A 26,458-nucleotide genomic window follows, 5' to 3' on the forward strand; every position below is an offset into this window, starting at 1 on the left:
CCCCGCCACGGCCGCCACGCTTTCAAGCGCCACACGCTCAAGCCGTTTGACTGGCCCCCGGCGGCACGACCAGCACCGGGCAGGGCAACTCCCGAATCACCCGCTCGACGTGGTGGCCAAGCGGCTGGCCGGATTTGCGGTCGCCACAGCCCATGACGATGAGATCGGCTTCGATTTCGTGGGCCAGTTTCAGGGTGACTTCATAAGCCCGTCCATCACATAACCGGGACTCAACATTGACGCCGGCGGCCGCCGCTTCGGCGGCCAGCGCCTCGAAGCGCGCTTCGGCGTTGCGCCGCACGAGTGCCACGGCATCATCTTCCCCGCTTTTGGCGCGCATGGGGAAGTACCCCAGAACGATATGAATGGCATGGAGGGCCGTGACCTTGGCCCCATGGGCTTTTGCCAGATCGAAGGCCAGTTGCTTGGCGGCATCCGTCACCGGGTCAAAATCCGTGGCCAGGAGAATCCGGTTGAGTGCAATCGTCGTTTCAGCGCCTTTGTAGTACACGAAGTCGCGCGAAGGCGGCCGGGCCACCAGGACCGGACAGGGGGTTTCTTCGAGTACGGCCAGGGCTGTCGAACCAATGAGCGGACGACTTAGAAACCCACGCCGCTGCGTTGCCATCACCACGAGGGAGATGTCTTTCTCGCGTGCGACACGCAGGATTTCCGCTGCCGGCTCACCTTCCGCCAGCATGGCATTGGCATTCAGCCCCTGGAGCACTTCGTGCTGAAGTATTTCTTCCAGCTCGCGACGAATACCAACGAGCCATTCAAAGCCGTTTTCGGCCAGGGCCCGCTCCGAAAGCCGCAGCGCCTGGGCCGGCAGGGAGGCGCTCTGAACATTGAGGATGGTCACCTGCCCGTTGGACTGTCGCGCAAAAGCCGCTGCGTATTTCAGCAGCCCACGCGAGAGCGGGGAGAAATCAGTGGGAAAGAGAATGTGCTGGAACATGGCGTCAGAACCGGTACGTATGTGGGTCAGTCATCTGGTGGGAAGTTTCGGTCAGCCGAAACCTTTGCCGTTACTGCGTGAGATTCCAGCGTAGCGCACCAGATGGCGCTGCGCCTATCAGAAAATCTCTGACAGGCGCAGTCGAACGCCACATCACAGGCACCACACCAGGTCATAACCAACCTGCGTCCGGTTCACCACGCCAGTTCGCCACACCAGGCGAACTCCACTAGGCGGCCTGTGCCTGCGGACGCCACAGGCTTTCAACCGCACGGCGCGCATCCGCCACCAGACGGCCCAGCAGTGAGTCGGACGCAAGTGGCTGTCCGGCCACGATGCGCTGCACATCGGCGCTGACCTGTTCCCGCAGCCGGGCGGAAGACAGGATGGTTTCGACGAGTTGCCACCGGGCGCCAAACACCGGGCGCGGGTCTGCGGCCCGGAAGAACTGCTCCACCACGTAGGGAATCTGCCGTTCTGCCGGCAACTGCCGGGCTACTTCCACAACCCGCCGCATGCGGCGGATGGGCGCGCCCGGCATAATGTCCAGCGAAGTTTCATAGGCGGCTTTTTCAATGACTTCAAACTTCGCCTGCGCCCGCCGCACTTCGGCTTCCCGTCCGTTGGCCTTGAGTTCGGACAGATACTGGTTGCCCCACCGGACGTGCCCGGCTTCTTCGTTTTTGACCTGGTTGAGCAGCTTGAAGGCTTTGCTTTCCCTGGGCAGGGTCGAAACATGCAGTGCAAAGCTGAACAGCCCGCGCTTTTCCGTCACGTTGAGCGCCGCCAGCAGTTCGACTTCATCAATCCGGTCGGGATCAGTGCTGGCGGTAGCGAGGGCGGCAAACTCATCCACATACTTGATGCCCAGCGGCGGGCGTGGGACATCGCCCAGGTCCGTCATAATGTCGGCAATCATCGCGGCGTGGCGAAACTCATCGTCCGCGTGGTGAACAAGCGCTTCGGCAAGCTGGGGATTGGTGGCTTCGACCTGTTTGGCCAGCGCGGCAATCCCTTCGGCTCCGTGATATTCCGAGTAGTAGTAAAGATTCATCGTCGCCCAGTGCAAATCAGGATCGGCGACAATGCGCTCGAATACCTGACGCATGGCGGCTTCTTGGCGAGTAGCTGACATGCAAGGTCTCCCAAACTGGCAAAGAGATGGGTTGTCCTGGGGGATGAAGGCCACAACTGTAAACCACCGCCGGCCAATTGCAAACCCATGGCCGACGCCTTTGTGCAATGTGAATGGCAAGTGGTCAATTGCAACCCACGGCTGACGCCGCCGTGCAAGCTCGTCCGGGCGCTTTCAGCCCGGCGAAGGCTGTGCCGCCGACGCGATGAGGGCTTCCGTCACGGCGCGTCCCGAAGCCACCAAGGCTTCCAGATCGGACTGCCGATACAGCAGCATGCCCCGCCCCAGCGCATCCGGCAGGACGACGTGAATGGGCACGTCCGGCCGACGCGCCTGCCAGACCTTGAGTTTGGCAGCGTTTTCCCGCCGGTGGGACAGGCGGTTGGCAATGTCACTGACCACAATCTGACGCGGACGGAAAGGCGCGGCAAAGAGGTACTCGATGGGCAGCCGGTTGCGCCCACCGGCGTCGCTGAGGGACATCCGCTGCCCGGCATGGACGATGCGCCGTGGCGGATAGACCACCGGAATGGCCACGGCCCCCCGCATGGCCTCGGCCAGCGGGAAATCCGGCATCTGGTTGTGAAACATGACTTCCCGCCTGGCAAGGCCATCGAAGGCCAGCAGGCCAATGCGCTCGACGCCGTGGTGCAGTGACCGCCCGGAGGCTTGTTCGAGCCGCTCCAGATAGGTTGGGACAATCCCGGCCCGGCGCTGGAAGTAAGGGCGGGCAAAGCGTGGTGCACGGCGCGCCGCTGCCCAGGCCAGCAGATGCCGCGAGGAAAGCCCCAGCCCCAGGGTGCGCATTTCCTCAAGCGACAGACCAACCCCGGCATAGTAGGCCGCAATCAGCGCGCCAACGCTGGAGCCGACGATTTCCTGTATGCGGAAACCGTGCGTCACCAACGCTTCGAGCACCCCGACGTGGGCGACGCCACGCGCACCCCCAGCGGCGAGAACCAGACTGACCGGCTCTTCTGGTTGCAGTGGACGCATGTCCCCCCCATACCACAGGTGACAGGCCACTTCCCCTGAAAGACCGTGCCCGGAAGATGGGTTCTGCCCAGTGCAGCCGCCAGGTGCGCCTAGGCCGCCAAGGCCACTACCTTCTCCGCGGCATCCCGCATGCCGCTGGCCGTCGTGAAGTTCAGCCCCGAACTTTCAAGCAGGGCGCGCCCCTGCTCGACGTTCGTGCCTTCAAGCCGGACGACAATCGGCAGACGCACATCCAGGTTGCGTGCGGCCCCAATGACCCCGGCCGCCACCATGTCGCACCGGACGATGCCGCCAAAAATGTTGATGAGCACCGCCCGGACGCTCGTATCGGCAATGAGGATGCGAAAAGCCTGCTCGACCCGTTCCTGGGAAGCGCCGCCGCCAATGTCGAGGAAGTTTGCCGGATGACCACCGGCCAGCTTGATGATGTCCATCGTGGCCATCGCCAGCCCGGCGCCATTGACCATGCAGCCGATGTTGCCATCCAGCTTGACGTAGTTGAGATCGTACTTGGCGGCCTCAGTTTCCAGCGGTTCTTCTTCGCGGGTGTCGCGCAGCTCGACGTAGTCGGGATGCCGGTACAGGGCGTTGTCATCGAGCATCACCTTGGCATCGAGCGCGTAGAAATCGCCTTCTTTGGTGAGCAGAAAGGGATTGATCTCGACCAGTGAGGCATCGCTTTCCACAAAGGCCCAGTAGAGCGCCAGCAGTATCTTCACCACCTTCCCCGCCTGGCTGCCCGTAAAGCCGAGGCCGAAAGCGATTTTCCGCGCCTGATACGGCTGCAACCCAAGCGCCGGATCGATGACTTCCCGCAGAATCTTTTCCGGAGTCGCTGCGGCAACTTCCTCGATTTCCATCCCGCCGGCTTCGCTCGCCATGATGATGGGCGAAGACGTAGTGCGGTCAATGAGCAGACTGAGGTACAGCTCGCGGTCAATGTGCAGACCTTCTTCGACGATGAGCCGGTGAACCGTGCGCCCTTCCGGGCCCGTCTGGGGTGTCACCAGCTTGTGCCCCAGCATGCGCAAGGCAATGGCTTCCACTTCCTCAAGCGAGGAAGCGAGCTTGACGCCGCCGCCTTTACCGCGGCCGCCAGCATGAATCTGGGCCTTGAGAACGACCGGAAAAGTCCCCAGAGCTTCCGCCGCCATGCAGGCATCCATCGCATTGAGCGCCACGTGGTGGCGCGGCACGGGTACGCCAAACTTCGCCAGCAGGCGTTTGGCCTGATATTCGTGAATCTTCATAAGCAGGTTCCTGAGTGAGCCGGGCTTAGCGGCGGCTGCGCAGACGCTCGATGGCCTGCTTCAGACTGATGCGCATGCGTTCGAGCGATTCGCCCAGTTCGCCGATTTCATCCCCGGTGGCGACCACGATGGGCTCATCGAGTTCGCCGAGACTGATGCGGTTCGCGGCTTCGGTCAGTTGCAGAATCGGCTTCGTGAGAAGCTGCGACAGGTAAAAGGCAATGCCAACGCCCAGCACCAGTGAGACGCCGGTGACGATGGCAATGATGAGCAGCGTCGTGTTGAACACCTGACTGAAATAGCTTTCACGCACCCCCACGCCAACGTAGCCGATGATGGTGAGGTCACTGGGCTCCTTGATCGGCGCAAAGGCCGTTTTGTAATCGCCTCCCAGCAGGGTGTTGTTGACGGCCGTGGGTTTGTCGTCGGCCAGCGGACCTTGAATCGCCACACCCAGGGCGCGGGGATCGCTGGCTGAAATCACCTTCTTATCCTTCGACAGCACGAGTGTCACCGACACATCCTGCAGGTCGCGGTAGAGCGTCTGCTTGATTTCCCGCGTGAGTGCCGTCAGGGGACGGTTCTCATCCTGGGGCGCGTTGTTGATGAGCTGCCCGGCCACAACGTAGCCCTGCACCCGATTGCCGGACACCACCGGCGCAATGCCTTCGAGGGTCAGCCCAACCTGTGACGCCACGTTGCGGTTGAACTGCTCGGCCAGGCCAAAGTCCCGGAGCAGATCGGGCGTTTCATTGACGGCCCCGGACACCAGCGCCCGCAACAGGGCATCGGGCTGATTGCTTTCGGCAGCATTTTTGGCCTTGATGAACAGCGGGTTGTCACCAAAGGAGCTGTCTCCACTGCCGGCGCTGCGCATCAGAACCTGCCCTTTGGTGTCGAGGGTGGCCAGGAAGTCCACCCCGGAAGATTCGACCCGCTGCCGCAGCAACTGACTGAGCTTTTGCCGCCCGCCCGCCTGGCTCTGCTGGGCCACCTGGGCTGGATTCCCCGAAGCACTCGAAGCCCCGGTCGGCGCCGCCGCCGAGTCAATGAGGTTCTCGGCCGCAATGGCCTGGGCCGTGGACTGGGCGACTTCCCGCAGGGCCTGCTGTCGGGAGCGCAGAATGCGGTCGGCGAGGCGGGCATCCTTTTCGATGTCCCGGCGGGCATTGCCATCAATCGTCCCACTGACGATGACCACGAAAGCCAGCGCCGACAGCGCCAGCGGCGCAAAAATGAGGAGCGCCGCAAAAATGGCAAGTTTATTCCGAATGTTGAGTTTCATGGTCGAAAATGAAGCGTGACGTGTCGGTGGCCGACACGGCCGAAAGGTGCGGCCCCCGCCTGCCTCCCCAACCTGCCGGGAGCAGGGACGCTACGATGCGAAACCATCCCGACAGCGTGGCCCACGCCCGACGCCCATCCAGTGCAGCCGTCCGGGTCAGGCATAAAGGTGCTGCATGATTTCAAGCATGGCCTCCTGAAACTTGACCCGCCGTTCGTTGTCCGGGATTTCTTCGGCCAGGCGCTCGGCCAGGGATGGCATCATGTCTTTGGGCATCTGCCGCAGTTTGAACCCAAGGGCTTCGGCGCAGTCTTCGAGCACAATCGGCGCCATGGGGCCGATGGCGCGGGTCAGTTCGCGCTCAGTCTGGTGGATGATGTCATCTGAGACCACATCCACCTGCACATCCTCTTCCTGACGCTCGCCGACATACTCGACGAGCCCCAAATCGTACAGGCGGACGATCACCTTCGACGCCATCAGTTCATTGAGTTGCGTGATGTCCCCAATCTCGCCGACCGTCTGGACACCATCCAGGTTCTGAATCACCGACCAGTCTTCCGCGCGCAGGGAAAACTCCTTCATCGAGCGCGAAGAAAGCCGGAACACCGCGCGCGCCGAGGGCACGACCCGGCGGACACTTTCCCACTCGGTCGCATAGGTGACGCATTCCAGCAGAATCTCTTCGGTCTGAAGGTAGGTGGTTCGTTCATCGGTTGGCGTGTCCGTGGCTGTGAAGCTGAACTTCCCGCTGCCCCAGGAAAACAGACCATAGACGGCGTCCTCCCCGATGGCATCCTCATAAACAGCGTGGACAATCTGGCCGTTGTCGAAATAAATCTCCCCCTGCCGCCCATCGTCGTGAACGAGTTCCAGCGTCCCGGTCCGGTTGCTCGCATGAAGCAGCCGCAGGACATCCATAAGCTTGAGCTGCGCCAGATTCCCACTGAATGCGTTCGACATGGTGTACGTCCCCAGGGCCAAACAAAATACCGTTGGGTGCTCTGACCAGCTCCCGGCGGAAGCCGCCACGCGCCCCCTGATGCCACGTCACCTCGCTGCCACCGTCAGGCGCGATTCATGGCTTCCAGCAGCTCCCAACTCGTCGCATCGAGTCGGTCGCGCGTCAAAAGATTGCGACGCAACACACTGACGCTGACCCGTAGTCCAGCCACGGCACGGTCTTTTTTGAGCTTGTCGGCCGCTACCTTGACGGTCATGCGCATGGTCGGCAGGTTGGCCGCCGGCACACTGACGAGGATGAGGAAGACTTCCTGCGTACCATAGGTGGTCTCGATCATCAAGTCAAGATTCGTGAAAGTGGTGATGCGCCCGTCGGCAAAGACCATCGAGATTTCTTCGACCTTGTTGTACTCGATCTCGGCCACCGCCGAGAGCTGCGCCAGCAGCACCCCCATCTGCACGGTCGCCTGGGAGTTGAGGGCGAATTGTCCGGCGCTCAACAGGACTTCCCCGCGATTGTTAACGAGCAGGGCGCTTTTGATGCCCGGCATGCGCATCAGGTCCTGGAGAAACACTTCATGGGCTTTCGACATGCGCACTCCTTACCAATCAAGGCTCGATTCACAATACTCACGGCGTCCCGCTGACTGGAACCAGTGCCGCCACCTATCCGGCCGGGTATCCGGCCGAGGGTGCCAGAATTTCGTTTGTGGCGATTTCCAGACCGTACCGCTCGAACTCCGCCCGCCGCCGCTGATGTAACGCCCGCAATGCCGCCTCGATATGCTGGCGAAGCTGGGTTTCCGGCGCGCGCCGGTCCAGATCGGTGACGGTAAGCCGGAGCGCCTGCGAAAGCCCCACCACGAAGTCTGCCGGACGCGCCTTGCCGCGAAACGTGGCCATGCCATCGGCATACTCAAACTCGGCCGCAAAAGGGTCAAGAAAGGGATAGTGGGTGGCAATGCTGATGAGCGCCTCACGGAATGCCGGTACGAAATCCGCCCGGCGCAGGGCTTCCGTGACACCGGATTCCACGGCGCGCACCACCTCCCCCATCAAGCCGACCAGTTCGGCATACTGCTCGCGGGTCAGCGGGCGAATACTTTCATCTTCGAGTTCGAGCGGTGAATCGCTGTCCTCCACGTCCTCGACGAGCACCGTATCCACCACCGGGGACGCGCTGGGCAGGGGCTGCACCTCCGGCACGCGCAGGGTGGGTGGCGCCAGGTCAGGCGCTGGTGTCACGGGGCCGGGACGACTGACCGGCGGCGGACTGACCGGCGGCATTTCCGGGCGTGGCGGCGCGACCAGCGGCTTGATGGTCGCCATTGAAGCCGCCGGGGTGCTCGTCCCACGATAGACGTTGAACGTGGCCCCCCGCGCAACCCGGTCGTAAATCAGTGCCAGTCCGTCCTTCCCCAGCGCCGTGGCGTACTCGCCGCCAGCCGTCGGTGCGACCGAAACGACGGCCTCGGCCCGCTCATCGAAAACGTAGATGATTCCGCCGCCCTGTTCCTGTTCAAACAGGACTTCAACATACCAGGCAGTGCCGGACTTGATGAGCTTTTCGACGAGCTTTTCGAGGTTGGTAAAATCCGAAGACAAATCGCGGTGCACCGGCTCACCATCAATGATGCCGGTAATGGCCTGGATGACTTCTTCCGGGTGCTGGAAGAACCCGACCTTGCCGTTGCGCGCCTGGGCGCGTGACAGCAGGTTGTCCAAAGCCTGCCGCTCGCGCTGGACAGAGGTTTCCGTCGCCTCGTAGGCATTGACAATCTGCCCGCGCGACAGGAACACATAGCCACTGTAGCCCCAGAACTCGACGGAGACATAGCCCGTAAACTCGTTGACCTGGAGATCAGCCAGCAGGGCCGCAACGTTGACGTACGAAGTGCTCAGGTTTTCATGGACTGGCTTTCCGCGTGGAACAATCATGGCCAAGCGTCAACATCAACCGGTGTCGCAGCGCCAAGCCGACAGCACTACATCGTCAGCGGCCCCGCATAAGGCCCAGGTGGGGTCAGCGCACCTGTACCACCCAACAAACCCGTCGAAACCCCTTCGGTTGCACCGTTGATGCGCGCCTGCATCTTGCGGAAGATGCGGTCAATGTGTGGACTCATGGTTTCAAACCGAACCGCCGCACTGAACTCGATGAGCGCCAGGTAGTTTTCGAGGTCGAAGACCATTACCTTCTTCGGGCCAACGCTGATGGTCATCCGGGACAGGGCCCCCACCCGGCTCGGCACGGTGATGAGCCGTCCAAGGTGAACCAGCAGGGCCACCATCATGCCCAGCTTTTCGGCTGATTTGACTTTACTGGCAGCCTGCACGGTGCCATCCCGCGCCACCGCCAGCGCCATGTCAATCCCTTTGACTTTTGTCAGATCATTGACCAGCACCTGGTAAATGTTGACCACCCGGGCTGCGCCACTCGTGGTCGTCGGCGTCCGGGTCGGCAGCGCCGCTGTCGGCGTGGGTGTGGTGGCTTCACCATCTTCTCCGCGTCCCGCGCGGGCCTCGTCCAGCAGCCGCAGCCCTTCCATGATGAGGTTGGCCCAAGGCTCAAAAATCGTGCGGGTCGGCGCTGGAATGCCGGTGTCAATCCGAAAGGCTCCCTGGTCATACTCCAGGGCCTTGTACACCGCTTCAACCCCTACCAGATTACCGAGACGCGCATCCACCACCTCACCATCGGCAAAGTAAAACACGCCATCGCCAATCGGGTAGTGAACGGTCAGCCGCGCCGTGTTGCGGCCGACGCAGTTGATTTGGATGATGTCCACCAGTGCGAGGTCGGTGAGATCGCCTACGAGCGGCATAGGGCTTTCCAGGCAGGAAAAACAGGTTTTGGAAGCGTTATGAACTATAACGAAGGTAGGGCTAAGCTAACAGAGTTTTTTCCGTGGTGTCAATTCACGATGCACCATCTGATCGACACCCGGTAGCAACCCCCCGGAGCCGTTTTGCCGGCGGGCTAGTCGGTCTGATACCGCCGCCACAACCAGATGCCGGTCACAAACAGCGTCAGTCCCACCAGAGCCAGATAGACGCCGTAGGGCACGTCACCCCACGGCACACTGACCGCCAACACCACCGACAGGTGCAGCCCCAACGCCGTCCCGCCGGCAAAGGCCGGAGCTTTCCAGCGCGTGGACAGACCCAGCACCAGTGCGGTCAATGCCGTTGCATCCGCCAGCATGTCCTGGCCAGGCGCCCCCTTGCCATCCAGACGGAGCAGTATAGACTGCACGACGACCGGAAAGCAGAAGACGAAGCTCCCCAGCCAGATGAGCAGGCGCGCCAGCACCGGATGACCGCGCTGCCACCGCCACTTGAGCCAGCCGACACCCGCCACCACCACGCCATAGGGCACAGTCAGGGCGGCAACCCGCTCAAACGGCGGCAACACCAGGTAGCTGAGCGCCCATACGTAAGTCACAGCGCCCCACACCAGCGCGGCTACGGCGTACAGGTCATGCGTGGCATCCCGGGCAAGGAAACTGGCTACGGCCAATGCGCTGGCCGCGCAGACAAGACTACAGCCGACGAGCACTGCGGACTGACCTTCCAGAACGCCCAGCGCGCCCACAGCCCCAACCCACAGGCAGAGCTGCCCGCCGGCGTTCAGTGATCCCCACAACGACGGTTCGGCTTCTCCCTCCTTGGCGCGCTGCGGTCTCCGCCACCCCAGCCACGCCGCGCTGTAGCCATACACCACACCAACCATGGGCAACGCTTCCATCGGACATCCGGCGAGCCGCGCGGCCTGGACGGCCGCCAGCCCGCCACACACCGTTGCCAACAGCCCCCACAGCGGAACCACCTGCCGGACGGCGGCTACCCAGCCCGCACCAGCCGCCGATGCCAGTGCCAGGAAGTGCCCGGCTTCCGGCCCCGTCGCGGTCACGATGCCAACCAGCGCGGACGGCACGCCCCACCCCAGCACAACCAGCGAGACCTGCCGTAATGCAGCGCGAAGGTGGCTTTCATCCACCACCGGAGCGGACACCACCACGACACTGCCCCCGGCAACCAGCGCCACCCAGGGCAGGATGTCGAGCCATCCCACCTGCCCGGCGCCGCACCCCGTCACCACCAGCCCCACGTAGGCCACACCCCACAGCGCCAGGGCATACCCACGCTGAAGACCCGGCGTACTGCTCAGAAACCATCCCAGGCCGCCATAAAGGGCCAGGATGGCAATCCCGACCGTGTGAACCGGATGCCATGCCTCCGCGGCCAGCACCACCAGCCCCAGCAGGTGAACAACCGCGCAGAAATCCACCACCCACCGCGACGGCACGATGGCCGGATGATGCGGCAGCCCGAAGTCGAGACCAAAGCTCGTGTCCACCTCGGTGCTGTACTCCCGCCCCAGCCACGCGCCCAGCCACTCAATCCCGAAGCGCGTGGCACACAGCACAACCGGCAGCACCAGCAGGGCCATCGGCCCAGAAATGACCTGTATCTCCCGTGCGCCCATCGTCAGGGCGCTGGAGATGGCCAGAATGGACACGACCGCCAGGCAGAGTGGAAACCACAGGAGCGTTTTCCGCATCTGCCACGCCCCCCACCCCGCCACGAGCGCCCACGCCAGACCGTACCCGACACACTCATGAGCCGTCGCCAGCCCGCGGCCGAGCGTGATTCCAGCCGACGTTGCAAAAAGCCAGATGTCAAAGCCGATGACGACGCCAAGCAGCGCCCACAAACCAAGGACGCCCGCCAGAAGATGCCCCGCCCACCTGCACGGCACAGAGAAACGTCGGGCCTGCTCTTCGTGGTCCGTTTCCGCCCGGCGATCCGCTGCGATCTGCCCCAAGGTGAGCACCCACAGCCAGCCGGCCCAACCCGTTGCCAGCCAGCCCGATGGCAGGTTGTGCAGCGCGAGCCATTGACCATAGGCCAGCGTCAGGACGCCGAGACCACCGCCCACCCATGCCCAGGCCGCGCCCTGGCTGGCCGTCACCGCCCCCACCACTAGACATGAAAGGCCGGTGAGGCCGCCCAGCCAGAATTCACCAAGGGAAGGCGTCGTCAGCGCGCACAATCCCACAGTGGCCGCACCCCACCACCAACCCGCCACAGCCGCAATGTGGGCCGGAAAACGGACCGACCAGACGGCCAGCCCCATCGCAACGACCGACAGCAGTCCGCAGGCCGCCGCTTCCGACGGCAGGACATCCACCCCAAACCACAGGACGGCCACCAACCCGACACCCACCGCCAGGTGGGGCACGGCCCGGTCAGCAAGCCATGTGGCCAGCGACCAGTACGCCACGGCACACGCCAGCGCATAAGCCCACCCGACCCCGGACGGCAGCCAGCCGTGCCGAACCCCCAACCAGGAATTGAGCGGAAGCAGCAACATCGCCAGCCAGAGCCAGCCCCGGGCCAGGAGATTGTCGGGATCGTGATGCAAACCGCGCACCGCCAGCCCGAAAAACCCCGCCATGGCCGCCGTGACGAGACCAAGCTGCACCGCCGGATATTCCAGAATGATGCCCCGCAGGTACACCAGCGCGCCGATGACCATCAGCATCCCGCCGCCATACACCAGAACCGGCAGCAACCACGCCACAGAACCGGTATCAGCATCGGACGGCCACCCGGCCTCCGGCTCCGTTTCGGCCAACGCGGTCTCCATCTGCACTGGCGGCACAGGTCTGCCCGGCGCGGAACCCGCTTTCGCGGTGCTGGCTTCCGTGGGCAGCAGCGACATCAGAATGGCCCGGCGTTCGGCCTCAAGCGCCGCCAACCGCTCAAAGGCGACTGCGTCGTAGCGCAATCCACACCGGATACAGTATTTCTGCCCAACCGCCAGCGGCGCCCCACAGTTCGGACACCAACCCCCATACGGATGCCCGGCCGCACCCCCTCCGCCCGAAGTGACGTCTGCTTCCAACATTGGTGGCCCCCTCTCTGATTCCTGATGTCAGACAGAAATCACGACCGCCACGGGCTGCTCTCCCCTCTCCGGCAGCGACGCCCGGCCGCGGTTCCCGAAGCAGCAGTTTTGCCTTGACCGCCGGAATGGACTACAAGCACGGTCTTTTGCGCGTGGGAAGATGTTGCCACCTGCTCGAAATCTGAGAAAGCACGGGCCGCAATCATGACGACGATAACGGATACCTGGTTCAAACTCCCGGCTGGCGTCACCTATGTCCTCGGGCCGGAAGTCCGCCGCCGCCGGACCATCGAGCGCATTGTGTTCGAGACCTTTCACGGCTGGTCCTACGAGGAAATCCTGCTGCCGGTCTATGACGCCCATGCCCTTTTTGTCCAGAGCACGGGCAGCCATCCGGCGGAAGCCACCTACTGCTTTACGGATGTCGAAGGCGAGTTGCTGGCGCTGCGCCCGGATTTGACCTCGCTGGTGGCACGCACCGTCGCCACGCGCTGCCGGGACTGGCCGCGGCCCATCCGGCTGTGCTACGGCGGCGAAGTTTTCCGCAACACCCACGCCGCCCGCCGTGTCGCCAGCGCCACCTGGCAACTTGGCGCGGAACTTTTCGGCAATGACCGCCTCGAAGCCGATGTCGAAGTCCTGCTCGTGGCGCTGGAAGCCCTCGAACGGCTTGGACTGGAGGAAGTGCATGTGTCGCTGGGCCATGCCGGAATCCTCGCCGGCGTCGCCGAAGAACTGGGACTTTCCGCCGGACAGCGCGAAATCCTGCGCCAGCTCATTGACCGGCGGCAGTACGACGCCCTGAAAACGTGGCTGCGCGAGCAGTCCGCTCCTGCCCTCTGGCGCGACCTGCTGAGCGTCCATGGGCAGAGCGCAGCCCTACACCACCTGCGTGCGCAGACCCGCAATGACCACATTCTGGCGGCGCTGGACGACCTCGAACACGTCTTTGATGTCGCGTCCGCCCTTGGCATTGCCGACCGCCTGACCTTCGATGCCGGCGCCGTCGGCCGCCTGGGGTACTACACCGGGATGACGTTTCACATCTACGTCCCCGGCAGCGGGCTGGCCGTCGGGAGCGGCGGACGGTACGATGCCCTGACCCGTCTGTTTGGCGTGGATGAGCCGGCCGTGGGCTTTCAGCTTTCGCTCGACCACCTCATCCGGGTGCTGCCGACGCTTTCCGTGTCCATGCCCCGGACGACGGCGCTCGACGCCGATGGCGACGACCTGACCGCGGCCTTCCGGTACGCCCGGCAGTGCCGGCGGGCGGGTGAACGGGTTGAAATTCGCACACTGCGCCATTCCAGCTCCCCTGAAAGATAATCCATTTCCCTTTTGTTTTGTTGTATTTGCACTCCGGGACCGGCAAAATTCTGCCGCATCGCATCACTTTCCGCTTGACTTTTTGACGCAGTGCGTTATCCTCCCCTCAGCGTCCGCCCACGACGTAACTTCCGACGCCACAGGATGGAGGCAACACCCATGGCACGCACAATCAAACGTTACGCGAATCGCAAACTGTACGATGTCGTCGCCCGACGCTACGTGAAACTGGAGGAACTGGCCGATCTCATCCAGGCGGGAGAAGAAGTGCAGGTCATTGACAAGGAAAGCGGCGAAGACATTACGGAAGCCACCCTCTCGAAGATTGCGGCGGCGACGGTGCGCCAGCCAACGGAGCCGATTTCCCGCAACGCGCTGGTGTCGTTCATCCGGCAGCCGAGCGATCTGTTTTTTGGCTACATGCGGCGGACGGTCTCGGCCGGGCTGGACACGGTGCAACAGATTGACCGCCAGTTTGAGCGGCTGGGGACGATGCTCCGGGACGCCCTCCGCCACAGCGTGAAGGGCACGGCGAGCGCTGATGAAAGCGCCGAGCAACTGGCGCCGGCGCTGCGGGCCGTCATCGAAACCTTTGTTTCACAATGTGTTACTGAGCAGCTTGCGGCGCACGGCGTGCCTTCGGCAAGGGAATTCGGACGGCTTCAGCGGCGGGTGACTGAACTCGAAAAGCAGCTTGGAAAGCTTACCCAGGCTGTGCCGCTGGATGGTGCCGGCGTGGACGGCGCAGGAGCTGCTGAGTCCGCCCAACGTGTCACCAACGGCCACGGGATGACCACCCGGAAGCGCACACGCGCCGTCCGGTCGTAATCCCTCACTGTCAACTGCCCCTCGTACAACCCACCACACGGACTTCATTTTTCTGAATACATACCCTCGCAATAAAGGAGTGCACTCGTATGGCAACGACCAAGACCACCCGGAAAACAACCCGCAAAGCGACAACCACGACTTCCAAGCCCCGTTCCCGGGCCGCCCAGCGGCTGGCTGAACAACCGACGGTGCGGCCACCTTTTGAGATCGTTTCCGAGGCGGCCGTCAAAAGCGTCAAGTTCGGGATTGGCACGACGCTGGTTGTGCGTGACACCGTGAAGAAGTTTTTTGACGATGCCGTGGCCCGCGGCAACGAAGTCGAACTCACCGTTCCGACATTGCCTATGCCCAACCTGAACCTGCCCAACCTGAACCTGCCCACGCCGCAGGACATCGAGCGGCAGGTCAGCAAACTCAGTGAAATGCCTGTCGCCCAGGTCAGACAGGTGACGGAGCAGCTTCAGAAGTTTTTTGACGGGCTGGTGCGCCGGCTCACGGAGCTGACCACCCCGCGGTCGAAGAAGGCGGCACTGGACAAGGAAGCCCTGCGGGAGGAAGTCCTCAACGTCGTGGCGTCGCTCGACCTCGCCAACGGCTCGGACATCAAGCGCATTCTCAATCAGGTTGAAAAGATGTCGCGCAAGCTCGACAAGGAAACCAAGGCGCCGACCCGTCGCAAAGGCGAACCGGCCGGTGAACCGACGCCTGCTGTGGCCTAGTTGTTTACTCACTGCCGGCACCGGGCTGCCGACCAGGCAGCACCGTTATCCTGCGACGGCTTTCTGGCAAATTCCGCGACGCGCTCCAACCGGGGCGCATCTTTGCTTTTTGTGCGGGCGGTTCGCGAACCGCCCCTACCTGTCGCCACTCGCCAGTATGGGCGACCGGCCGGTCGCCCCTTCCACTCGCTACTCGCTGCCCACTTCCGGGAAGGCATGCTTTGGATAGCGCCGGGCAAGTTGCGGGCGCAGTTCACGGTAGGCCCGTTTCCAGAAGCCAGCCAGATCGGTCGTGACCTGAACCGGCCGCCGATTGGGTGCCAGCAGGTGCAGGGTGACGGGAACGCGCCCGTGGGCCAGGCGTGGGGTTTCTTTGATCCCGAAGAAATCCTGAATGGGTGCAGCGATGAATGGCGGCCCATCCGCCGGATACCCGATGGACACACGGCGGCGGCCCAGCGGCAGGTTTTCCGGGGCAATGTCATCGAGCCGCGCCCGCTGCACCGGCGTCAGCCGCGCCAGCAGCAAGGCGGACAGGCGCTGCCTCTGTAGCGCCTGTCGGACTTCCTCCAGCGTCACGCAACCGAGACACAGTTCCTCCACGGCTGCCCACACATCATCGTCGGTAAAGGGTTTGAGACCGGCTTCCGGGACATGGGCCGCCGCAAAGGCCAGCCGTGCCTGCAAACGATCCAGCGCCGGCTCGGCCGGCCAGACACTTCCTCCGCTCGCGCGCAGACGGTCAACGAGCAACCGGGCCGCGGCTGCTGGCTCAACCGCCGGAGGCACCCGTTCCTCAAAAACAATGCCCTGATAGAGCAGCCGCCGGAAACGGACGACACGCCCTTCGGCGTTCAGCTCGTGCGTGTCCGTTTCCTCGATGGCATCGAAAAACAGCTCTAGCAGCCAGTCCGGCGAAATCCGGCTCGCCAGCCGCACAAGCGTCGTTCCATCCATCTGTGTTTCAGCATCGAGCGCCAAGACCAGCCCCGGTTCCGTCACGACACTCGACGCCGCCAGCCGGGCCCGTCCACCACCGGGCAGAAGTACCTCACGTTCGCCGTCGGGCCGCCGCCGCATCCGCCCCACCCGGTCAGGAAACGCCACGAGCAGGCAGCGCCCCAGCCGGAATTCGACCTCCCCGGCAACCTCTCCCGCCGACGCCAGCCGCGGCTCCGGCGGCAGACGGCGCACACACCGCAGCAGTTGCTGCTCGACCTGCCGCACCCGCGCCACCGTGCCGGCTTCGTTGGCGGTCTCAAACGTATCGAGCAGCGCCAGAACATCCGATTGCCCGTAGCCGGGCGGAACGGTGGATGCCCGGCGAACATCGCGCTCCCCCAGCAGCGCCGCCACCCGGCAGGCTTCCCGTACCACACCCTGCCGGCGCCCTTCGACGACGAGCCGCGCCAGACGTGGCGCAACCGGTAGTTCGAGCATGGCACGCCCAACGGCTGTCACCCCTTCGGCGTCGAGCGCCCCCAGGCGATGCAGGGCCGCTTCGGCCGCGGCCAGCGCCTCGGCCGTTGGCGGCTCAAACCACGGAAAGGTTGATATGTCGCAGATGCCGGCGGCCCGCAGTTCCAGGACGGCCTCCGCCAGATCGGTACGGTGAATCTCCGGTGTCTCAAAAGGCGGGCGCAGGTTGAAATCCGCCTCGGTGTAGAGCCGCAGGCAGCGTCCGGGACGGGTCCGGCCGGCGCGGCCGGCGCGCTGGATGGCGGACGCCTGGGAGACGCGCCCAATCGTCGTCTGGGGCAGTCCCGTCCAGCTTGCGTACTCCACGCGGCGCACCAGACCGCTGTCAATGACAACCGCCACCTGTTCAATCGTGATGGCCGACTCGGCGACGTTGGTCGCCAGAATGACCTTGCGGCGCGGCCTGGGCCGTACGGCAGCATCCTGCTCCGCCGCCGGCAGGCTGGCGTGCAGAGCATGCAGCGCCAGATTGTGGCGCGCGGCCAGCGGGGAGCACTCCCGCAGGCAGGCGCGAATCTCGGCCATGCCCGGCAGGAAGACGAGTACATCCCCGTCGGGTCCCTCCCGGAGGCACCGCTCAAGAGCCGCCGCCACCTGCCGGGACAGGGGCACCGCACCCGGCGGCGGCAGGTAGTCCACCGTCACCGGAAAGGTCTGCCCCGGCACCGTCACCACCGGTGCGTCGGCAAGGAAGGCGGACACCCGTTCGGCATCGAGCGTCGCCGACATGACCACCACCTTGAGGTCAGGACGCGCGCCCTGCCGCAGCCGGTGCAGGTGCGCCAGCGCCAGATCGGTGGAGAGATGCCGTTCGTGGAATTCATCCACGATGACGATGCCCGTGCCGCGCAGGGTTGGGTCATGGAGCAGACGGCGCGTGAGTATGCCCTCCGTTACGAAGCGCAGGCGGGTCGCCGGGCCGGTGCGGTCATCGAAACGAACCGTGTAACCGACCGTCTGCCCGACAGCTTCCCCGTACGACCGGGCCACGAAACGGGCCGCCAGGCGCGCTGCCAGGCGACGCGGGACGACCACCACGATGTCGCCTGATGCGGACAGCCCGGCTTCCAGCAGCGCCGCCGGGACACGGGTTGTCTTTCCGGCGCCGGGAGCGGCCTGAATGACCAGCCGACCGGCCGCGCGCAGGGTCTCAACGATGCCGGGCAGAAAGGCGTCAATGGGAAGCGGCATCACCGGCCCGGCCTCCCTGGCAGGCTGCCTACGGACTCTTGCTTTCGGCCGGTGTCATTTCCGGTTATCGTCTGCGAATGCACGACACACAACATCCTGAAATGGAGCGCGTTTGTTTCCTATGTACAAGCGACTGATTGCCGGGGGGCTGGCCCTGGTGCTGTCTTCCGGCTGCTTCTTTACCCTCACCCAGGCCGAAGAAGGCATGTGGCTGCCGGATACGGTCAACACCCTGCCTCTCGCCAAAATGCGGGCCAAGGGTCTCACCCTCAAACCCGAAGACATTTACAACCCGAACGGCCCCAGCCTCAAGGATGCCATCGTCATCATTGACGGCGGCACGGGGGAGTTCATCTCTCCCGAAGGGCTTCTGCTGACCAACCACCACGTCGCCTTCGACGGCATCGCCAGCCTGAGCACCCCGGAAAAGGATTATGTCGCCAATGGCTTCGTCGCCAAAAACCGGAGTGAAGAACTGCCGACGCCGGGCTACACCGTTCAGGTGCTCGACATTATGAAGGATGTCACGGCGGAAGTCCTTGCCGGCGTCACACCGGAGATGACCGCCGAGGAACGGGAGAAAAAAATTGCCGAAAACCGCAAAAAGATCATTGACGCCCAGACTCAGCCGAACCGGCAGGCCCAGGTCGTCGAAATGAACAGCGGGTTGCAGTTTTACCTCTACGTCTATGACGTGTTTCCCGACGTGCGGATGGTCTATGCCCCGCCCAAGGACATCGGCTACTACGGCGGCGACCCGGACAACTTCGAGTGGCCGCGCCACTGCGGGGATTTCACCTTTTTCCGCGTCTATGCCAACAAGGACAACCGCCCGGCGGCCTACGCCAAAGACAACGTGCCCTACCGCCCGAAGAAGCACCTGACGATTTCGCTGGCCGGCTACAAAGAAGGCGACTTCACCATGGTCATGGGCTATCCGGGACGCACGAACCGCTACCGCGAAGCGTCCTCGGTGGAAACCAATGAACGCCTCCAGATTCCGCTGCTCATTGACTTTTTCACCGGCCAGATTGCCGCGCTCGAAGAAGCCGCCAGGGCCGACCGCAAGACGGCGCTGGCGCTGGCTTCGCAGATTTTCGGGCTGAGCAACTCGCTCAAGGCGTACCAGGGCGCCCAGCGTACGCTCCGCCGCGTCCAGTTTCTCGAACGCCGCCGCAAGGAAGAAGCCGCGTTGGCGCAGTTCATTGCCAGCACACCCGAAAACCAGGCCAAGTACGGTGATGTCATTCCCAAACTGACCAAACTCAACGAGGAGCAGCGGCCGTTCGTGCCCACGGATTTCCTGCTGCCGCGGATTCCCGGTTTCATCAGCCAGGTGGCCGGTGTCGCCAGTCTGGCCGTGGCGCGTGCGGTGGAAGCCGAAAAACCGGCCGGCGAGCGCAACCCGCAAATCGAAGCGCAGGCGAGCCGCCTCAAGGCCGTCATTCCAAACCTGTTTCGTGACCGGAATGTGCATCTCGAACAACAACGACTGGTGGCGCTCTTTGAACTGGCCGACAAGCAGCCGGCGGGCTACCGCATCGCCTTTCTCGACCGGCAGTTTGAAGGCAAAACCGGAGAAGCGCGCGCGGCAGCGCAACGGGAACTCGCCCGGCACATCATCGAATCGCCCTACTACAGCACGCCGGGGCGGTTACAGGTGCTGTTTGAACTGTCGGCGGCCCAGCTCCGGGCGCTCGATGACCCCGGACTCAACTTCCTGCTGGCGCTGGCCCCCGAAAACGATGCTGCACGCAAGCGCACGGAACGTTTCAATGCTGAAGTCACCGCGCTGCGGGCGCGCTACATTGCGGCTCTGGCGGCCAGTCGCGGCAACCAGCCCTTCTACCCGGACGCCAACCGTACGCTGCGGTTCACCTACGGCGAAGTCAAAGGCTACACGCCCAAAGACGGCGCGACCTATCGTTACTACACGACCCTGTTTGGGGTTGTCGAAAAGGACCGTGGCGTTGATCCCTTTGCCGCGCCCCAGGCTGTCATTGACCTGCACCGGCGCAAGGATCACGGCCGGTACTTCGAGCCGCGTTTCGGCGATGTGCCCGTGAATTTTCTCTCCACGAATGACATCATTGGGGGCAACTCGGGAAGTCCCATCCTGAACGGGCGCGGCGAAATCATCGGCGTCGTCTTCGACGGCAATTTTGAAGGGTTGGGCAACGACTTCCTGTATGATTACGACGCCCAGCGCACCATCAGCGTGGACATCCGCTACGTACTGTTCCTGACCGAGAAAATGGCAGGAGCGGATTACCTGTTCAAGGAAATGACCTTTGCGCCGGCCAGCGGCGCGGCAACCCGCCGGTGAACCGCCGGTCAACACGGTGTGTGGGAGGTTGGCATGCTCGGGCGACTCATGTGGCGTGGCCTTTGTGGTCTGGTTGGTCTTGTTCTCGTCAGCGGCGTGGTCGTGGCCCATGAACGCGGACATGGCCCTACCCGCGACAGCGCCCGTGCGGCGCTGCGGATGACGGCTGACGATCCCCGTTTCTTTCCGCTGCACGCCATCCGGCCCGGACTGGTCGGCGTGGGCCGCACGGTGTTTCAGGGCGACCGCGTGGAAGACTTCGGCGTGGAAATTCTGGGAATTTTGCCCGGCACACCGAATCCGAAACAGTCCTTCATCGTGGCGCGGCTGACCGGCTCCAACGTCGAGCGCACGCTGGTCTTTGCCGGGATGAGCGGTAGCCCGGTTTTCATCGAAGGCAAGCTCGTCGGCGCGATTTCGGCGGCCTTTGCCTTTGCCAAGGAACCAATTGCGCTCATCATGCCCATCGCCCACATGATTGAAGTCTTTGCCGAAAGCGACCCGGCACGGCTTGCCCGGCGGACCGGGACGCTTTCGCCTATCCCGGTTGATGCGGCAGCCGTGGCGCGCATTCCGGCGCTGCGTGATGCCTGGCGCGAAGGCGGGGCCTTCCTGCCGATTGCCACGCCACTGGCGGCGTCCGGTTTTGCCGTGGATGTCCTGGCGCCCTTTGCCGCCACCTTTGAAGGGCTGGGCTTCCGGGTTGTCAACGGTGGCGGCGCTCCGGCGCAACCAGCCGGTCTGGGCGTCATCACCCCGGAAACCCTTGCGCCGGGGCGGACGGTCTCCGTGGACCTCATGCGCGGCGACTTCGGTCTGAGCGCCTCCGGCACGGTGACGTGGCGCGATGGCGATGACATTCTGGCGTTCGGTCATCCCTTCTTCAGCCCCGGCGGGATTGGCGGCGTGATGTTTCCGATGTCAGAAGGCGAAGTGGTGACGGTCATCCCGAACGTCGGCAACTCCTTCAAGCTGACCGTGCCCAAAGCCCCGGTCGGAGCCATGACGCAGGATCGCTCGGCAGCCATCCGTGGGCGGCTGGGCATCACGGCCCCGATGATTCCGGTGACGGTTGAGGTCAAAAGCGCACTTGGCGCTGCCCGGCGCTACCGCTTTGAGATTGTCGAAGATGGCTTCCTGTCGCCGATTCTGGCCAACATCGGCGTCGCGGCCAGTCTGACGGCCACGGAACGCAGCATCGGCGAGGCGACACTTCGCGCCGAAGGGCGGATCGAGCTGGACGGCGCACCGCCGGTCCGGTTCGCCCGTTCGATTGCTTCCAACTTCAGCCCGGCGACAGGCGTTGGCATCAGCGTGGCGCAACCGCTGGCGACATTGCTCAACAGCGGGCTGGCCAAGGGGAAGGTACGCGCCATCCACGTCACTGTGACAGCACGGGATGCCCGGCTCAACGCCACCCTGGACGGACTGTGGGCCGACCGCCTGCGCGTCCGGCGGGGTGAAACCCTCCACCTGACGCTCGTGGCCCACAATGCCCAGGGGCAGACGCTTGTGGAGCAGGTGCCCGTCACCATTCCGGCCGATGTGCGTCCCGGTATGGCGACGCTGCTCGTCGGTGATGGCCGCGTCATGGATGCCCTCGATCCGGTTGTGACCGGCACGGCTGAGAATCTGGGACAGCTTGCGGCGGCACTCAATCGCCTGCACCGCCCTGACCGGCTCTACGTTCGGCTCTACCGTACTGAGCCGGGTGCAGTCATCGGCGAGGAGGCCATGCCGGCGCTGCCGGCTTCCTATCTGGCGACCATCAGCAGTGCGCGCATCAGAACCGAAGGAAAAGCCCTGCCGACCCTGACCCTGCTCAAGCAGGAACTACCACCCGGCGAGTGCGACGTGAGCGGCCGCCAGCAACTGGAGGTTGAAATCCTGCCGTGAGGCTGGCCGGTCACGGCCGGGGCCGCAACCGCACCCGGTAAGGAGGAACGGAACTCGGTGTCCACGGCAGCGACCCCGATGATGCGCCAGTACTTTGCCATCAAGGCCAAGTACCCCGGCACCCTGCTCTTTTTCCGGCTCGGCGACTTTTACGAGATGTTCTTCGAGGACGCCCACATCGCGTCACGCGAACTCGATCTCACCCTCACCGCCCGCCACAAGGACACCGCCCAGCCCGTCCCCATGTGCGGCGTCCCCTACCACGCCGCCGCCGGCTACATTGCCCGGCTCGTCGAGCGCGGCTACCGCGTCGCCATCTGCGAACAGACCGAAGAGGCCACCGGCAAGACCAAGCTCGTCGAACGCGCCGTCGTGCGCGTGGTGACGCCCGGCACCTCCCTCGAAGAAACCCTGCTGACCGGAGCCGAAAACCGCTTTCTCGCCGCACTCTCCAGCAACGCGGAAGCCACCGCTGTTGCCCTGCTTGACGTCACCACCGGCGAGTTTTCCGTGACCGAACTGCGGGGCGAAGCACACCTCGAAGCCGCACTCAACCTGCTCGAACGCTTTGATCCACGCGAAGTTCTCGCCCCGCAAACACTTGCCCCGCTGCTCAGTGCAGCCTTCCCGCAGCCGCCTTCGCCGGATGCACCGGCGGAGGGGAAGCCCTCCGGGCCACCGCGCTTCACGGCCGCGCTCACCCTGACCGAACAGCTTTCATTTGCCCCGGATGCCGGTGAAGCCCTGCTGCGCGAACACTTCGGCGTCCGCTCGCTGGCCGGCTTCGGCCTCGAAGGCCGGCCGCTGGCGATTGGCGCCGCCGCGGCTGTCCTGCGTTACCTCCGTGAAACGCAGATGAGTGACGCGCGTCATGTGACCGGCGTGACGTGGTTCGAGACGACAACCACGCTCGAACTCGACCTGCTGACGCTCAAAAATCTGGAAGTCATCACAGGAGCCAGCGGCAGCAAACGGGATGCCCTGCTGGGCGTCCTCGACGACACCATCACCAACATGGGCGCGCGCCTGCTCAGGCAGTGGCTTCTGCGTCCGTCGCTTGAGCTGCCCATCATCGAAGCCCGCCTCGATGCCGTGGACGAACTGCACCGGAAACCCATCGAACGGGATGGCTTCCGGCAGTTGCTCCGCGACATTCAGGACATCGAACGTCTCGTCGGACGGCTTTCCCTCAACCTGGCCACGCCCCGCGACGTAGCCGCGCTGCGCACAAGCTGCGCACATCTGCCGGCGCTCAGGGAACGGCTCCTGGCCTGTACGTCGTCCCTGCTGCTGACGCTCGGTGAAAGCCTCGACCCGTGCGCCGACCTGCACCAGCGCATGGCCGAAACCCTGTCCGATGCGCCTCCGGTCAAACTTGACGAAGGCGGCGTCATCCGTCCCGGCTTCAGCGCCGAACTGGATGAGTTGCGTCATCTGCGCCATGACGCCAGCGGGGCCATGGCCGCCATCGAACAACGGGAGCGTGAACGGACCGGCATTGGTTCGCTCAAGGTGCGCTTCAATCAGGTCTTTGGCTACTACATCGAAGTCACCAAAGCCAACCTCAGGTACGTTCCGGCGGACTACGAACGCAAGCAGACGATTGCCAACGGCGAACGCTACACGACGCCCGAACTCAAGCAGCTCGAAGCGCGGCTGCGCGACGCCGAAGTGCGGCTGCTGGCGCTGGAAACCCAGCTTTTTCAGGAACTGCGCGCCTTTCTCGTCGCCCACGCCCCGCGTTTGCAGACGGCAGCCCGCATCGTGGCCGTGCTCGACGTGCTGGCGGCGCTGGCGGAAGTGGCCGCGCGACGGCGCTACGTACGCCCGGAACTGCACGCCGGCGATGAACTCGTCATCGAAGACGGCCGGCATCCGGTGGTCGAAGCCAACGTCGAGCGGTTCGTGCCCAATGATGTCCGCATGAACAATTCGACCGACCGGCTGCTCATCATCACCGGGCCGAACATGGGCGGCAAAAGCGTGTTTCTGCGCCAGACCGGTCTCATTGTCCTGATGGCGCACGCTGGCGCGTTTGTGCCGGCCCGCCGCGCCTCCATTCCGCTGGTGGACCGGATTTTCACGCGCATCGGCGCTTCAGACAACGTGGCGCGCGGCCGTTCGACCTTCATGGTCGAGATGACGGAAACGGCCTGCATTCTCAACACGGCCACGCCGCGCAGCCTCGTTCTGCTCGATGAAGTCGGGCGCGGCACTTCGACCTTTGACGGGCTTTCCCTCGCGTGGGCGGTGTGCGAGTACCTGCACGACGATCCACACCACGCAGCAAAAACGCTGTTTGCGACGCACTACCACGAGCTGGTTGAACTCGCGCAGGTACTGCCGGGCGTGTGCAACGTCCAGTTGGCGGTTTCGGAACAGAATGGCGACATCGTGTTTCTGCACCGCGTCATACCGGGCAGCGCCAGCAAGTCCTACGGCATAGAAGTCGGACGGCTGGCCGGCCTTCCGGCTTCGGTCATCGCGCGCGCCCGTGAAATCCTCGCCAATCTGGAAGCCAATGAACTCGATGTCCTTGGCAAGCCCAAGCTGGCGCGGCATCTGCCGGCCCGCCGGGGCAGGGCCCAGCGTGCGCAGCCGACGCTGTTTGAAGCCGTCAACGAAAGCGTCATCGAAGAACTCCGCGCGCTCGATCTGAACAGTCTGACGCCCGACCTGGCGCTGACCGTTCTGCGCCGCCTGCAGGAACGGCTGCTGTAGCCCAAGGGCGCTGGGCGGCACAACGCGCACAGCCAAAGGCTTTTCCCATCCTCACCCCTGGCTGGTCTTCCGGTTCAAGGCTTGCAGCAGTTTGTCGTGCAGGCCGTCAAAACCGCCGTTGGACAGAATGGCGACGACTTCCCGTGGCTGGAGATGTCCCAGCAGGTACTCCACGATGGCTTCTGCGCCGGCACGTACAACCGCTGTCTTCCCGCGTGCGGTCAGGTCGGCACGGAGCTGTTCGGGTGAAAAGCGGTCGTCTTCTGCCACTTTGGTGCTTTCAAACACCGGTGCGATGACGACCTGTCGGGCGGCGTCAAACGCCTCGGCATAGGCCGCCTGAAACACCCGCTTGCGCGATGACCACGAACGCGGCTCAAACACGGCCGTCAGGGGGCGTCCCGGAAAGCGCCGCGCCAGGGCTTCCAGGGTTTCCCGAACAGCCGTCGGATGGTGCGCGAAGTCGTCAATGACGGTGATACCGCCGACTTCCCCCCGGACTTCCATCCGCCGTTTGACCGCACGAAACGTAGCCAGTCCCGTGGCGATGCGTTCCGGGGAAACGCCCCAGCGGGTAGCCGCAGCGATGACGGCCAGCGCGTTGCGGACGTTGAATGCACCAAAGGTCGGCAGCTCGAACGTTGCCCACGGCATGCCGGCCCGACTGACACGGAAACGCATACCGTTCGCCGTGTATTCCAGCCCGTCGGCACGCCAGAGTGCATCGGGTGCATCAAGTGCGAAACCTTCCACCGGGGACCACGCCCGCGCCGCCACGTCGCGCGCGTGCGGCGAGTCAAAGCCGACGATGCATGCACCGTTGCGCGGAATGAGATTGACGAAGCGCCGGAAGGCCAGCTTGACGGCATCCAGGTTGGGGTAGATGTCCGCGTGGTCGAATTCGACGTTGTTGACGATGCCGATTTCCGGCAGGTAGTGCATGAACTTCGGCCCCTTGTCGAAATAGGCCGTGTCGTATTCATCGCCTTCGAGCACGACGTAGTCGCTTTCCGTCACGCGAAAGCTGGAGCCGAAATTTTCGGCCACGCCCCCGACGAGAAACGTCGGCTCCAGTCCGCCAACCGTAAGCACGTGGGCGGCCAGCGCCGTCGTCGTCGTTTTGCCGTGGGTGCCGGTGACGACCAGAACGCGTCGCCCCCAGAGAAATTCCTGCCTGAGCACTTCCGGCAGCGAAGCGTAGCGCCAACGCTGTTCCAGTACGTATTCCATCTCCGGGTTGCCGCGTGGAATGGCATTGCCGATGACGACGACATCCGGCCGGCGGTGCGCCAGATGCGCCGGGTCATAGCCCAGGTTGACCGGAATGCCCAGGCGGGCGAGTTCATCCGACATCGGGGGATACACATGCGCATCCGAACCGGTGACTTCGTGGCCACGCGCCTTGAGCATCCCGGCCAGTGAGGCCATGGCCGTGCCGCAAATGCCGATGAGATAGTAGTGGGTCATA

At 64.0% G+C, this 26,458-nt stretch carries 18 protein-coding genes; 6 read left to right on the forward strand and 12 right to left on the reverse strand.

What is annotated here, in order from left to right; genetic code table 11:
- Positions 1-37: 37 nt before the first annotated feature.
- The 10 genes from J8C05_RS08530 to J8C05_RS08575 all read right to left on the reverse strand — a co-directional run bounded on the left by J8C05_RS08530 (position 38) and on the right by J8C05_RS08575 (position 12,501).
- Positions 38-958 (reverse strand): universal stress protein, encoded by a 921-nt coding sequence (locus J8C05_RS08530; protein WP_211421795.1) that lies wholly within the window; start codon positions 956-958, stop codon positions 38-40.
- Positions 959-1,187: 229 nt separating this feature from the next.
- Positions 1,188-2,093, reverse strand: coding sequence for a ferritin-like domain-containing protein (locus J8C05_RS08535; protein ID WP_211421796.1), 906 nt, complete (start codon positions 2,091-2,093; stop codon positions 1,188-1,190).
- A 174-nt stretch (positions 2,094-2,267) separates the two neighbouring features.
- Positions 2,268-3,089: a patatin-like phospholipase family protein gene (locus J8C05_RS08540; protein ID WP_211421797.1), complete on the reverse strand. Its 822-nt coding sequence runs from the start codon at positions 3,087-3,089 to the stop codon at positions 2,268-2,270.
- Positions 3,090-3,178: 89 nt separating this feature from the next.
- On the reverse strand, positions 3,179-4,339 hold the full coding sequence (sucC, locus tag J8C05_RS08545; protein WP_211421798.1) for an ADP-forming succinate--CoA ligase subunit beta: 1,161 nt from the start codon (positions 4,337-4,339) through the stop codon (positions 3,179-3,181).
- 25 nt (positions 4,340-4,364) lie between these two features.
- Positions 4,365-5,624, reverse strand: a complete 1,260-nt coding sequence (locus J8C05_RS08550; RefSeq protein WP_211421799.1) for a HAMP domain-containing protein — start codon at positions 5,622-5,624, stop codon at positions 4,365-4,367.
- Between the two features lie 156 nt (positions 5,625-5,780).
- Positions 5,781-6,587, reverse strand: a complete 807-nt coding sequence (locus J8C05_RS08555; RefSeq protein ID WP_211421800.1) for a DUF4388 domain-containing protein — start codon at positions 6,585-6,587, stop codon at positions 5,781-5,783.
- A 104-nt stretch (positions 6,588-6,691) separates the two neighbouring features.
- A complete protein-coding gene (locus J8C05_RS08560) occupies positions 6,692-7,180 on the reverse strand; it encodes a hypothetical protein (RefSeq protein ID WP_058867036.1) in 489 nt (162 codons plus the stop codon).
- Positions 7,181-7,253: 73 nt separating this feature from the next.
- Positions 7,254-8,525 (reverse strand): hypothetical protein, encoded by a 1,272-nt coding sequence (locus tag J8C05_RS08565; protein ID WP_211421801.1) that lies wholly within the window; start codon positions 8,523-8,525, stop codon positions 7,254-7,256.
- A gap of 47 nt (positions 8,526-8,572) precedes the next feature.
- Positions 8,573-9,412, reverse strand: a complete 840-nt coding sequence (locus tag J8C05_RS08570) for a DUF4388 domain-containing protein (protein ID WP_058867034.1) — start codon at positions 9,410-9,412, stop codon at positions 8,573-8,575.
- A 155-nt stretch (positions 9,413-9,567) separates the two neighbouring features.
- Positions 9,568-12,501, reverse strand: a complete 2,934-nt coding sequence (locus J8C05_RS08575) for a zinc ribbon domain-containing protein (protein ID WP_211421802.1) — start codon at positions 12,499-12,501, stop codon at positions 9,568-9,570.
- Positions 12,502-12,705: 204 nt separating this feature from the next.
- On the opposite strand from J8C05_RS08575, the gene J8C05_RS08580 reads away from it, so the two are divergent.
- From J8C05_RS08580 to J8C05_RS08590, 3 genes are all read left to right on the forward strand, one after another.
- Positions 12,706-13,827, forward strand: coding sequence for an ATP phosphoribosyltransferase regulatory subunit (locus J8C05_RS08580; RefSeq protein ID WP_211421803.1), 1,122 nt, complete (start codon positions 12,706-12,708; stop codon positions 13,825-13,827).
- Positions 13,828-13,986: 159 nt separating this feature from the next.
- Positions 13,987-14,655: a polyhydroxyalkanoate synthesis regulator DNA-binding domain-containing protein gene (locus J8C05_RS08585; RefSeq protein ID WP_211421804.1), complete on the forward strand. Its 669-nt coding sequence runs from the start codon at positions 13,987-13,989 to the stop codon at positions 14,653-14,655.
- An 89-nt stretch (positions 14,656-14,744) separates the two neighbouring features.
- On the forward strand, positions 14,745-15,377 hold the full coding sequence (locus J8C05_RS08590; RefSeq protein WP_211421805.1) for a hypothetical protein: 633 nt from the start codon (positions 14,745-14,747) through the stop codon (positions 15,375-15,377).
- A 189-nt stretch (positions 15,378-15,566) separates the two neighbouring features.
- Here the strand turns inward: J8C05_RS08590 and hrpB are convergent, their stop codons facing one another.
- Positions 15,567-18,047, reverse strand: coding sequence for an ATP-dependent helicase HrpB (hrpB, locus tag J8C05_RS08595; RefSeq protein WP_211421806.1), 2,481 nt, complete (start codon positions 18,045-18,047; stop codon positions 15,567-15,569).
- Positions 18,048-18,168: 121 nt separating this feature from the next.
- On the opposite strand from hrpB, the gene J8C05_RS08600 reads away from it, so the two are divergent.
- Genes J8C05_RS08600 through mutS form a run of 3 tightly spaced genes read left to right on the forward strand, consistent with a single transcriptional unit; the run spans position 18,169 to position 24,990 of the window.
- A complete protein-coding gene (locus tag J8C05_RS08600) occupies positions 18,169-20,373 on the forward strand; it encodes a S46 family peptidase (RefSeq protein ID WP_211421807.1) in 2,205 nt (734 codons plus the stop codon).
- A 33-nt stretch (positions 20,374-20,406) separates the two neighbouring features.
- Complete coding sequence (locus J8C05_RS08605; RefSeq protein ID WP_211421808.1) at positions 20,407-22,269, forward strand: hypothetical protein; 1,863 nt, start codon at positions 20,407-20,409, stop codon at positions 22,267-22,269.
- 57 nt (positions 22,270-22,326) lie between these two features.
- Positions 22,327-24,990, forward strand: coding sequence for a DNA mismatch repair protein MutS (gene mutS / locus J8C05_RS08610; RefSeq protein WP_246840686.1), 2,664 nt, complete (start codon positions 22,327-22,329; stop codon positions 24,988-24,990).
- 51 nt (positions 24,991-25,041) lie between these two features.
- Here the strand turns inward: mutS and mpl are convergent, their stop codons facing one another.
- Positions 25,042-26,457: a UDP-N-acetylmuramate:L-alanyl-gamma-D-glutamyl-meso-diaminopimelate ligase gene (gene mpl, locus J8C05_RS08615; RefSeq protein WP_211421809.1), complete on the reverse strand. Its 1,416-nt coding sequence runs from the start codon at positions 26,455-26,457 to the stop codon at positions 25,042-25,044.
- Between the last annotated feature and the right edge of the window lies 1 nt (position 26,458).

The organism is Chloracidobacterium sp. N, assembly GCF_018304765.1.
In the GTDB taxonomy this organism is placed as follows: domain Bacteria; phylum Acidobacteriota; class Blastocatellia; order Chloracidobacteriales; family Chloracidobacteriaceae; genus Chloracidobacterium; species Chloracidobacterium aggregatum.